General features: G+C 45.8%; 8 protein-coding genes, 1 tRNA gene and 1 riboswitch. Of the genes, 4 read left to right on the forward strand and 5 right to left on the reverse strand.

Annotated features, from left to right (window positions below; all coding sequences use genetic code 11):
- The first annotated feature begins 380 nt into the window (after positions 1–380).
- Positions 381–692 carry a DUF6679 family protein gene (locus ACLFWI_RS18150; protein WP_006103541.1) on the forward strand — a complete coding sequence of 104 codons (312 nt, stop codon included), beginning with the start codon at positions 381–383 and terminating at the stop codon, positions 690–692.
- A gap of 206 nt (positions 693–898) precedes the next feature.
- Here the strand turns inward: ACLFWI_RS18150 and ACLFWI_RS18155 are convergent, their stop codons facing one another.
- The 4 genes from ACLFWI_RS18155 to ACLFWI_RS18170 form a co-directional block, all read right to left on the reverse strand.
- A complete protein-coding gene (locus tag ACLFWI_RS18155) occupies positions 899–2536 on the reverse strand; it encodes an MBL fold metallo-hydrolase (protein ID WP_446414081.1) in 1638 nt (545 codons plus the stop codon).
- 614 nt (positions 2537–3150) lie between these two features.
- Positions 3151–3222, reverse strand: a tRNA-Thr gene (locus ACLFWI_RS18160).
- A gap of 189 nt (positions 3223–3411) precedes the next feature.
- Entirely contained in the window at positions 3412–4587 is a 1176-nt protein-coding gene (locus tag ACLFWI_RS18165; protein WP_446414082.1) for a cysteine desulfurase family protein, read from the reverse strand.
- A 201-nt stretch (positions 4588–4788) separates the two neighbouring features.
- Positions 4789–5169, reverse strand: a complete 381-nt coding sequence (locus ACLFWI_RS18170; RefSeq protein ID WP_006101069.1) for a DUF7682 family zinc-binding protein — start codon at positions 5167–5169, stop codon at positions 4789–4791.
- Positions 5170–5504: 335 nt separating this feature from the next.
- Here ACLFWI_RS18170 and ACLFWI_RS18175 point away from each other — a divergent pair, with 335 nt between their 5' ends.
- Complete coding sequence (locus ACLFWI_RS18175) at positions 5505–7133, forward strand: phospholipase D-like domain-containing protein (RefSeq protein WP_446414083.1); 1629 nt, start codon at positions 5505–5507, stop codon at positions 7131–7133.
- Between the two features lie 139 nt (positions 7134–7272).
- Here the strand turns inward: ACLFWI_RS18175 and smpB are convergent, their stop codons facing one another.
- On the reverse strand, positions 7273–7740 hold the full coding sequence (smpB, locus tag ACLFWI_RS18180) for an SsrA-binding protein SmpB (protein ID WP_446409931.1): 468 nt from the start codon (positions 7738–7740) through the stop codon (positions 7273–7275).
- 134 nt (positions 7741–7874) lie between these two features.
- Positions 7875–7968, forward strand: a riboswitch (Glutamine riboswitch).
- Between the two features lie 35 nt (positions 7969–8003).
- On the opposite strand from smpB, the gene ACLFWI_RS18185 reads away from it, so the two are divergent.
- Positions 8004–8348, forward strand: a complete 345-nt coding sequence (locus tag ACLFWI_RS18185; RefSeq protein ID WP_446409932.1) for a DUF4278 domain-containing protein — start codon at positions 8004–8006, stop codon at positions 8346–8348.
- 455 nt (positions 8349–8803) lie between these two features.
- A partial coding sequence (locus tag ACLFWI_RS18190; protein WP_446414084.1) for an NACHT domain-containing protein occupies positions 8804–11281 on the forward strand: 2478 nt, incomplete at its 3' end.

The raw sequence follows: 11281 nt of genomic DNA on the forward strand, positions 1-11281 counted from the left end.
CTTTCCTTTGTGTGGCTCTTTACCAATGCCAATCCCTCAAATATCGGTTATTTGCTCACAGGTGAAATTGCTCTCCACCTTTACCTTGAGCCAAATTATAGCCAACGTTTTCCCGATTCCGTTGAAAATCTTAAGGTTTTTTCTGTCTAGTGAAAAATATCCTGAATTGATGATCCAAATTCCGGTGAAATGCCAGCTAAACTTTTAAGTATTGACCGAGAAGTATAACGATAGTAGGGATATCGTCGTTGACGAGGGAAAACTGAGTCAGCTTATCCGAAGTTAAGCTTGGATAAAAACTGTCCCTGAATTATCCTAAAGACCGGGGCGACTTGCTCCCAGACGTATTGGAAGAGTTATCTGCTTAGGAGAAGCAAAATATGCTACACCGCAAGATTTATCAACTGTGTTGCGATGGTCGTGAGGTCTGTATTTTCTTGCGGGATCAGCAACGTTGGATTGAACGCGCTCATATTGTTGATATTGAAGGGGATTTAGTCACCATTCGCTACGAAACTGACGAAGAAGACGAAATTTGCTCCTGGGAGGAAATGGTTCGCTTAGAAAGCATCGGTTCAGTTACTCAAAAACTGGCTTCTGTGACACGAGGAAATTTTGACCCGCTCGTGTCTGACGATTGTCCAGAAGCGGAACAAATTCACCCGCGCTTCCCTGAGTCAAATCAAGAGTAAAAAATTAGGTGTCATTGGTCATTGGCTATTTGTCCTTCCTTTATTTACCCCCGCTCCTCTGTTCCTCTAGAAGGGCGGGTTTAATGTAGGGGCGGGTTTTACTACTATCATTCAGGGTTGCACCCAGATATGAATAAACCCGCCCCGACAAAGTTCTCGCCATAAGTTATCTGTAAAACCCGTCCCTACAGGGGGATATTTTCTAACTAAGTTTCTGGGGGAGGTGCGGTCGGCTCAAACACTGGACAATATCCCTCTGGTGTAACTTTAAAAGAGTAGAGGGGAGAGGCAGAATTCCAGCAGCGCTGACCCCGTTGATGGCGACAGTTGGCACAACACTCGATATTAGCAGGCATCTTCACCGAACTGCTCTGATTAAGCAGTTCACGTTGGGATAAGCCGCGTAATACCAGTTCCTCTCCTTGCCAACGAGCTTCCACTAAACCTGTATCCGCAAAATCTTGCCAGCGCGGGTCAGCCGCAATTGCCTCTGGTAACGTGATCGTAACCACCGTACCTAACTCGGTTAGCTCTCCTTCGTAATTAGTTTCTGGTGGTGGTGCTGGCTGTATAAATGTCTCTCCAATTGGCAGTTCGATTAGAGTTCCTGAGGATGGGGTATGGAGATGGTAGCGATTTTGTAACTCTTCCAATCCCGTTAAGTCAGCCAGATACATGGGAGAGCCATGAACAAAAATAATATGTTGAGGACGAAGATTATGGATTAACTGAGTGGTTCCTAAACAATCACTATGCTCAGTTAACAGATAAGTTTCTATATCCGTACTACCCAACTCATGGGTTGGAGGCGGATATCTCAGGCGTTCGGGTTGCAGCACTGTCCAAGATGTGGGGTTGGGATGACAGTAAACCCTCAAGTCAGCCGTTTCGTCCGTTAGAACAATGCTGGTGTTTTGAGCGATCGCACCTCGTTGCTGCTCATCTAAGCGACGTACACGCGGTTTCACCCGTTCATCCCAAAACAAGGGTTGATGGCGAGCAAAGTTTTGTACCGATGGGGGGAGATGAGGTAGGAGTTCTAAGTAGGCATCGCATCCCTTGGCAACCGTACCATCCACCCAAATATCCAGATTGCGTCCAGTAAACTGGTGATGACTCCGCAGCAGCATCAAGATTTCTTGACCTAAACCCAAGGTGGGTACTGGTAGCAAAATAGAGCGATTTTCCGCCAGTGCTTGATCAATCCGTTCGACGAGTTGATTTTCTTGTTGCCGTCGATGTGGATGTCGCGCCGTCCCATAACTTCCTTCGACAATCAAGACATCTAGGTTCATACCTCGTAAGGCTTCAATGGACAACCCTTCTACCAACCGCGAATTTGAGATAAAGAAGTCACCTGTATACAGGAGTCGATAGGTGCGATTTGGACTGGTATAGGTTAATAAAAATGCGGCGGCTCCCGGTAGATGTCCTGCGGGAAACAATTGTACGCTTAATCCTTCTCGGAATTCAATCGGCGATCGCCAAGGAAGCGCTTGACAGAATCCGGGAATCTCCTTTGCCGGTAAATGCGTCCAGTTTAGGGGTAATAGTTGAGTTGTGACTTCACTGGCGTAAATTGGTAATTGCGGAAATGCTTGGTGTAGTGCTAGCAACCCCTGGGCATGATCGCTATGGGCGTGGCTACATAAAACCACATCCGCCGGCAAATTAGCTTGAGCTTTTAGAGGCGAAATGTCTTCTAACCCACAATCGATTAGGATGCGGTGGGGTCCCATTTGCATCAGCAAACAAACTCCCTCTGCACCATGACCAACACCATAGGCAAAACAGGCTAATTGCTCATCCTCTGCTGAGGATTTCACTGGGCGTTGATTGCTCATGAACTTTGAGAAGACAGTTCTGCGCTTTGCCAGTTGCTTGACAACCAACTCACTTGAAGAACCATAAATACATCGACAATGCTTCTAAGCCTTATTCCTCAGCATTTTTAGCCTAATCTTTTCGGTTAACTGTCTAGAAAACCTGATTCTATCAACCAACGAGTGTCTTGACGGTATACAAACAGACGGTATATGAGCAGCAGGCTACTGCTCAATATGATCTCGTAAATATCTGGGCTAGCTTATCCCAGATTAGTGGGCTGAACCGTTGCCATGATAGTTATCTGAATCGTAGAACCCGTTCTTAGTGCCAAAAATCAGAGAAGATACGGTAAAAAGAATGGTTAAGACCACTAAAATCAGTTTGATATCCATCTATAGTTTACTTACTTTTATCTGAAAAACAGGCTCTGAAACTCTACTGAATACTTTTGAGCAATCAGTATTTTGGTCTGTTCAGTACAGATACCCATTTTACCACGAAATTTCTGGTCAGGTTGAATCAGCTTTTCACGTACCAGCAGGGTAAGCCGGGAAAGCATGATCAACAGACTGCCTACTTTCCTGTAATTGACCTGTCCGCACTGACCTATCCGCACCTAAGAGTGACACTAAGCTGGTGACAAGATTTGAACTTGCGACCGGCTGATTACAAATCAGCTGCTCTACCACTGAGCTACACCAGCAACTTCGTTTATTTAGCATAACAAATTATATCAGCAGTGGGGAAGGGTTGACAGTCCCCAGCAAGAGGAGGCGATTGAAATCGCTGCTATACAAATGTATGCGAAGCCTTGCCGAAGGGTAGTCCGCAAGGTAAGGAATGGGTTATAACGGGGGTAGCGTTCCCCGGATTTGGGATCACAACCGGATTGTCAAACGTTTAATAGTACAGGTTTTGGCAATAACCGGACTAGAACCTGCTTGAGTACCATCACCGTCCAATCCACATCAGCTTCGGTGGTTTGTCGCCCCAACGTCAGGCGAATGCCCCTCAATGCCTCTGGCTCACTGTAGCCCATTGCCGATAAAATCGGACTGGGATTTAGTTTACCACTATCACAGGCAGAACCCGCACTAATGCCAATCCCTGCCAGATTAAGCTGACGCACCATCGTTTTGCCTGTTACTCCCTCCAATTGAGATGCTGGGATATTGGTTAGGCAAAAACTAGCATGATGCGGTAAGCGATGTCGCAGCGAACCAGTGGGTTTTAAGTAAGGGATGTCGCTAAGTTGATTAAATAGTCGATCGCGTAACTGAATTAATCGAGGTGTTTCTGTTGCTAGTTCTGCTGTTGCTAATTCGGCGGCGACACCAAATCCGGCGATCGTGGGAACAGCCTGTGTCCCTGAACGCTGTTGCCTTTCCTGTCCCCCACCCCACAATAGTGGCACTAATTCAACCCCAGGACGTACATACAGCGCCCCTACTCCTTGAGGTCCATAAATCTTGTGACTTGACATTGACAGCAAATCCATCGGCAACTGTCGTACATTAATAGGTAACCGTCCAGCCACCTGTACCGCATCGGTATGGAACAATACCCCATTATCCTGGGCTATTTGCCCCAATGCTTCAATTGGTTGTAGCGTCCCCACTTCACTTTGACCATAAATTACAGAAACCAATACCGTATTCGGTTGTAGGGCGTCTTCCAAGTCACGGGGATTTACTCGCCCCTCACTATCCACAGGCAATCGAGTCACTTGCCAGCCCCAGGTTTCCAACCAACGCACAGGTTGAGCGATCGCGGAATGTTCCAGGCTAGAAATTACAATATGCTGGGGTGTCCTGTAGTTTTGAGCAATCCCCATAATGGCTAAATTATCTGCCTCTGTACCACCTGAGGTAAAAATCAACGCATCGGCTGGTGCATTAATTAAGCCAGCCACTTGCATTCTCGACTGTTCCACGACAGTGGCAGACCGTTGTCCCCACTCATGTAAGCTAGAGGGATTACCCCACTGCTGAGTCAACACCCCTTGCATCGCCGCGATCGCTTCTGGGCGGGGGGGTGTCGTGGCGCTGTAATCGAGATAGATTTGCATAGTTATACTGTCATTTGTCTTTCGTTTATGTCATTTGTTGATGTTCATGGTTCATGGTTGATGGTTCATGGTTGATGGTTCATGGTTGATGGTTCATGGTTGATGGGTAATCCTCTTCCCCTGCTTCCCCTGCTTCCCCTGCTTCCCCTGCTCCCCCATCTCCCCCTGCTTCCCCTGCTCCCCCATCTCCCCCATCTCCCTCTACTCGCCCGGTTTATCCACATTGTAGTCCTCGTGAGACAAGACAGCGTAGGGAACCAACAAACTCCCGTAGTCATGACAAATCATCCGGTAGTTACGGGTAACCGGGATACTGACAATCCAGCGATTGTGGCGTAGTCGCTTACCGCCAAACTCTCGGTAGTTCTTTTGTTCTTCCAATCCGGCAATAATCGCACGGGCTTTGACCACGACATGGGTGGGCAAATCCTTTAAATCAATGGGATCGTTGTCAAAAGTAGACTCCCATTCTTGCTTTTGTTGCTTTTTAGCTTCCCGTGCCTTATTTTCTTGCTCACATCGGTGGCAGGTTTGACCATACCCCTTATGACCGCACGGAAATGTCTTTTTTCGTCTCGACATAGAACGGTGGTATGGGTTCAAACCCTGGACGTGACCATGTTGTCTTCCTGATAGTGATTTCCCCCATTCAGGTTGTGGAAAACGTGATTTAAGTTGTTCATTGTATTTTTATGTTAGTTCAATAGGGACAAATCATTGAGTCTTATTTCCAACTGAATCAGAAAAACACCGACCAGCCGTTCTAGTCAAATGCATCAGAGTCACCTGTACCTTATACTTTCCTAGCTTCTCCGGTTTGTCTCAATCGATGAATTTCCATTGACAGCCTACTAGGTTTGTGTCCCCATAGATGATAAAAAATAATCAAAGCAATAAATGAATCTAATCGAGATTCAATGACACAATCATACTGGCATCAAGGTATCATCTGGCTGATTGTCCTAACTCTGTCCGCTTGTCAACCTCCTCCAGTTCAAGTTCACCGTCCGCCTCCCTTACCCCAAGATCCCTTTGTTCAGGTCTACTTTAACCATTCCCCCTCGACAACCTACAAGGAACCCTATCGCTTGGTGACTCGACCGGGCGATAATTTAGAGGAGATTATTGCCCAAGCGATCGCGACGGCTCAATCCACGGTCGATGTTGCGGTTCAAGAGTTACGCTTGCCGCAAATTGCTCAAGCCTTGGTCAAACGACATCAAGCAGGGGTTAGGGTCAGAGTTATCTTAGAAAATACCTACAACCGCCCCTGGAGTGAAGTCTCAGCTCAAGATATCGCTAATCTTCCGCCTCGGGAACGCGATCGCGCCCAAGAGAATTTACGGTTAATTGACCGTAATAACGATGGCAAGCTGACTCCCACTGAAATTAATCAGCGAGATGCTCTAGTTATTTTACGAAATGCTGGCGTTCCTATCCTAGACGATACAGCCGATGGCTCTCAAGGTAGCGGCTTAATGCACCATAAGTTTGTCGTGGTGGATGGATATACAGTTATGGTGACATCCGCTAACTTTACCACCAGTGATATTCATGGCGACTTTCAAGCACCGGATAGTCGGGGTAATGCTAACAATCTCCTCAAAATTGAGAGTGTGGAATTAGCCAATTCCTTTACGGAAGAATTTAACCAGATGTGGGGAGATGGACCCGATGGCGCACCCGACAGTCGGTTTGGTCTCAAAAAGCCACAACGCCCTATACAAAAGGTTATACTCGGCGATACCACTCTGGCGGTCAAATTTTCGCCCACGTCACCGACTCAACCTTGGAGTCAAAGCAGTAATGGTTTCATTGAGCAAATCCTGCAAAGCGCCACCCAAACCATTGACCTGGCGTTATTTGTCTTTTCTGAACAGCGACTGGCAAATCGGTTACAAACTGCCCACGAAAAGGGTGTCCAAATTAAGGCGTTAATCGACCCCAGTTTTGCCTATCGCTACTACAGCGAAGGACTGGATTTATTAGGTGTGGCGATGAGTCATCAATGTCGCTATGAAGTCGGTAATCGCCCTTGGCAAGATCCGATCGCCACAGTCGGTGTTCCCCAACTCCCATCCGGCGATCTGTTACATCATAAATTTGGGATGGTAGATGGAAAAATAGTGATTACAGGGTCTCATAATTGGTCAGCCTCAGCCAATACTCAAAATGACGAGACACTGTTGGTAATTAATAGTCCTCTAGTTGCTGCTCATTTTGAACGTGAATTTGAACGCCTCTACAGGAATGCCATATTGGGGGTTCCCGTGGCGGTGCAGCGCAGGATTCAGAACCAGCAGCAATCCTGTGACCAAATTACTCAGGCAAATGATCCGAACGCCCCAAGTTTTCGGGGGATAGTCAACCTCAACACCGCCACCCAGGAAGAACTGGAAACGCTACCCGGAATCGGACCCAAACTAGCGGAGCGAATTATTACCGCGCGATCGCAAAAGCCATTCACGTCATTAGCTGACCTTGACCGGGTTTCAGGTGTTGGACCTGATCTACTTCAGCAGTTAGATGGGCGAGTGACGTGGTAATCCTACCAAATTATCAGACTATGAAATATTTTCCTTTTTGTAGGGGCGGGTTTTACCGATAACGTTCTGTCGATGTCCGATAACTTAACTAAACCCGCCCTTGTTGGGAAGCAGAGAGATAATTTTGACCGGTGAGTATTTAATAACGCTGAACGACTCGCGCCATTTCCCGCTCATCCTGACGCCGCTTAATGGTCTCACGCTTGTCGTGCAATTTTTTACCCTTACACAGACCCAGACTCACTTTCACCAAGCCTCGCTTCAAATACATTTTCAACGGCACCAGCGTTAACCCCTCTTGTTCTACCTTGCCCACAAGTTTGCTGATTTCCTGCTTGTGCAGCAACAGTTTACGGGTGCGAAGCGGGTCATGATTGAAGTAGAGGCTGCTACTTTGGTACGGCGAGACATGTACGTTCAACAGCCAAGCCTCACCATTGCGAACCAGGGCGTACCCATCTCGCAAATTGACCCGACCCTCGCGAATGGACTTAACTTCTGTCCCTTTTAATTCTATGCCCGCTTCGTAAGTCTCTAAAATCTCATAGCGGAAGCGTGCTTGCCGATTATCGGCAACAACCTTGAACCCTTTACTTTGATCACTCATACTAATCACCTTAGCGTCTGATACTGGAAATTGTGGTGTTAGACAATCGCCCCAGGAAACCCTCAAAAGGTAAAGTTTTGTTAAAAAGTTGACAATTCCTGGAAAAACCGTAAAAATAGATACAGAACAAATAAATCGTTCATCTCTCTAGGCATCAATCAGTTATCAATTAGCCGTGAAGGATGATTGGGGAGACGGAAGTAGGGACAACTCCCGAAGGAACGCGCCTCATCTCACTACAGTTACATTACGAGGCGAAGACCATGAAACTTACTTATCGCGGAAACAAATACGAATACAATGCCCCTACGGTAGAAACTGTCGAATCAAAGGCTGGTGGTAAGTACCGGGGTTGGGACTGGCGATTCCGCAATTTGAAAAATCCGCCAGTGTTACAACCACGAGTCAACCTGCAATATCGCGGCGTTCGTTATCAAACACCGGGGACTGTTGCTAATAATGGTGTTGCGTCAGAAAAAGCACCCACTTTAGTGTCCAGTCAAGATAAAGCTCGTTCTCGGATGAGCAAGCAGCAACGAGTCCTCAAAAACCGTCAGCTTTCGATGTTGTACCGTTCAGCGACAGAAGTTGGATTGGCAACTCGTTAACGACTGATGGCATTCCAACTGAATTAAAACTAGAGTAGAGATGTTGCCTGCAACGTCTCTACTTTTTGCCGTTGGCTTTACAGCTTAAGAATACAGTGACATCCTCCCACACCAAATCAAAGATTATCGCCTTAATCTTGAAACCACCTTACCCTTGTTAAGGGGGGAAACCTTCCCTTCCAGTTCCCTCCCCTTGATAAGGGGAGGGTTATATCAAGGTATTGCTTCCTTTTTGCGCTTAAGTTGACAGGCATAAAGGCTTGCGTCCCCACATAAGGATCTCATCCAACTAAGCTGCTCCGCATTTAAACTGTATAACCCAAAAAAGCCTAACTCTTGTGGGGTAGGCATCTCTGCCAGCCGGGATATGTAAATTAGGTGCATTTCAGCTTATCAACCCCTCAATGTCTTACTATAAGATAAAACGATATAAAGCATCCTGTAGGCATAACAGCATGGTGGAAGTTTGGACAGCGCTGGGCGTTTCTATCCTAAAGGATTTACTCTTAAAGGACATCCTCCTGAAACTGGGGAGGGAAGCTTTAGAAGACTATGTTAAAGATTTTTTCAAAGACTGCATTAAAACCGGAGTGCAATCCGCCCAACCCGATGTCCTGAAAAAAGCGCTGGGTGAGGCTTTACAGCAATTACTCAAACTCATCGAAGATGAATTATTATTTGAATGTGAGTTAACTGAAGCCAAAGTTAGAGATATCTATCAATTAGAAATTGAGCGGTTTATCCGAGACGATGAAGTCAAACCCCTGTTAGGAAAAGCCTTTGAAAAAGATTGCCGAGTCATCGACGCCAATCAATTAAGGATAATCTGGGTACAGCGCTATTCTCCCGATATGCCAACTGGGTTTAACTGGGAGGAGATTACTAAACCCTATCTCAAAGAGGTGAAACGCATTGTCCGCAATTCGCTAGAGTTAAAAGCAATTTTAGAATTAGAGATTCTAGAATCCATAGAACAACAGGTTCGAGACAATGCCAGAATTACTCCCGATTTTAATATAACCAAATATCAAGAAGGATTACGGGAACGCTACAGTCATTTAAACCTATCCAGTTTAGATACAACAGGCTGCGCCTATAATGAACTGAAACTAGGGCAAATATTCATTCCGCAAAATGTGCGACAAGTTCATCAGATAGTCCCCCAAGTCTATGAACTCCCCAAGGAACATCAGCGGCGACTGCGAGAGAGTAATCAACTTGATACAGAGATATCCATCGAAGAGTTAACCGAATATAAACAGGTTTATTCTCAACAGCCGATTTGTTCTATCAGAGAAATTATTCAAGATAAAGACAACTATCCCTATCTGGTGATTCTCGGTGATCCGGGTTCAGGTAAATCCACCTTGTTGCAATATTTGGCATTAGATTGGGCAAATTCTGCACCCAATGACGCCAGTTTACAGCCGATTCCCCTGCTGATTGAATTACGCACCTATATGCGAAATCGCGACGTGGGACAATGTAAGAATTTCCTGGGATTTTTCCATGATAGCAGTGGAATTGTCTGTCATCTGAATCAGCATCAACTGGTGGAACAGTTAAAAGTCGGAAATGCTTTAGTCATGTTTGATGGCTTGGATGAGGTATTTGATCCGGGAAAACGTGAGGATGTAATTACTGATATTCATCGCTTCACCAATAACTATCCTGATGTGCGGGTAATTGTCACCTCTCGCGTGATTAGTTATAAACCGCAGCGGTTACGAGATGCCCAGTTTGAGCATTTTATGTTGCAAGATTTAGAGGCGGATCAGATTCAGGAATTTATTACCCGTTGGCATGATTTAACCTTTACCGATAAAGCAGACAAACAGCGGAAGCGAGAACGACTGCAACGGGCAATTAATACATCAAAAGCGATTCGCGAACTGGCTGGAAATCCCTTATTGCTAACCATGATGGCAATATTAAATCGCAATCAGGAATTACCCAGAGATAGACCGGAATTATACAACCAAGCCTCGCGAGTATTGCTGCATCAATGGGATGTAGAACGGGCGTTAGTCGAACATCAGCAGTTAGAAATTCAAACGATTGATTATAAAGATAAACAGGCGATGCTGCGTCGGGTGGCTTATCAGATGCAAGCAGCGGAGAAAGGGTTGGCAGGTAATCTGATTACGGCGGATGAGTTAGAAGGAATTTTGACGGATTATCTGAAAACCCTAGATATTAATAATTCCAGGGCGGTGGCTAGGGTGATGATTAAGCAACTGCGGGAACGGAATTTTATATTATGTTTCATGGGGGCAGATTATTATGCGTTTGTACATCGGACATTTTTGGAATATTTCTGCGCCTGGGAATATGTTTGGCAGTTTGAGAAAGAACGAACAATTTCTCTGGATGAGTTGAAAACCGAGGTATTTGGTAAGCATTGGCAGGATGAGTCTTGGCATGAAGTGTTACGGCTAATTGTGGGGATGATTGAGCCAAAGTTAGCTGGGGAGATTCTGGATTATTTGAGGAATCAGCCGGGGGAAGAGGAACAGTTTATTAATGTGTTTCTAGCGGCGGATTGTCTGTCTGAGGTGCGGAATCGTTCGGTTATTGTATCAACAGCGACTCAATTACTGAATCAGTTAAAGGGGTTAATTCAGTATGACTTACCTTATTATTATAAATCCTATGAAGAGGAAGCCCAGTTAGTTCGGGAAATTCGTACTCAAGCGGTTGCGGCAATTGCGACAACCTGGCATGATTCTCCAGACACCTTACCTTGGCTGAAACAAAAAGTCGAATCTGATGACGATTCGGATGTGCGACAAGCAGCGGTGCAAGAATTAGCAAAAGGCTGGAAAGATGACCCAGACACTTTACCTTTGCTGAAACAAAAAGCACAATCTGATGATAATTTGATTGTGCGAAGTGCAGCGGTGGAAGAAATAGCCAAAGGCTGGAAAGAAGAC

This window comes from Coleofasciculus sp., from assembly GCF_046539235.1.
In the GTDB taxonomy this organism is placed as follows: domain Bacteria; phylum Cyanobacteriota; class Cyanobacteriia; order Cyanobacteriales; family Coleofasciculaceae; genus Coleofasciculus.

What these genes read in the sequence shown, in the direction of transcription:
- ACLFWI_RS18150 (WP_006103541.1), top strand. Translation starts at nt 381, where the DNA reads ATGCTACACCGCAAGATTTATCAACTGTGTTGCGATGGTCGTGAGGTC.
- ACLFWI_RS18155 (WP_446414081.1), bottom strand. Translation starts at nt 2,536, where the DNA reads ATGAGCAATCAACGCCCAGTGAAATCCTCAGCAGAGGATGAGCAATTA.
- ACLFWI_RS18165 (WP_446414082.1), bottom strand. Translation starts at nt 4,587, where the DNA reads ATGCAAATCTATCTCGATTACAGCGCCACGACACCCCCCCGCCCAGAA.
- ACLFWI_RS18170 (WP_006101069.1), bottom strand. Translation starts at nt 5,169, where the DNA reads ATGTCGAGACGAAAAAAGACATTTCCGTGCGGTCATAAGGGGTATGGT.
- ACLFWI_RS18175 (WP_446414083.1), top strand. Translation starts at nt 5,505, where the DNA reads ATGACACAATCATACTGGCATCAAGGTATCATCTGGCTGATTGTCCTA.
- smpB (WP_446409931.1), bottom strand. Translation starts at nt 7,740, where the DNA reads ATGAGTGATCAAAGTAAAGGGTTCAAGGTTGTTGCCGATAATCGGCAA.
- ACLFWI_RS18185 (WP_446409932.1), top strand. Translation starts at nt 8,004, where the DNA reads ATGAAACTTACTTATCGCGGAAACAAATACGAATACAATGCCCCTACG.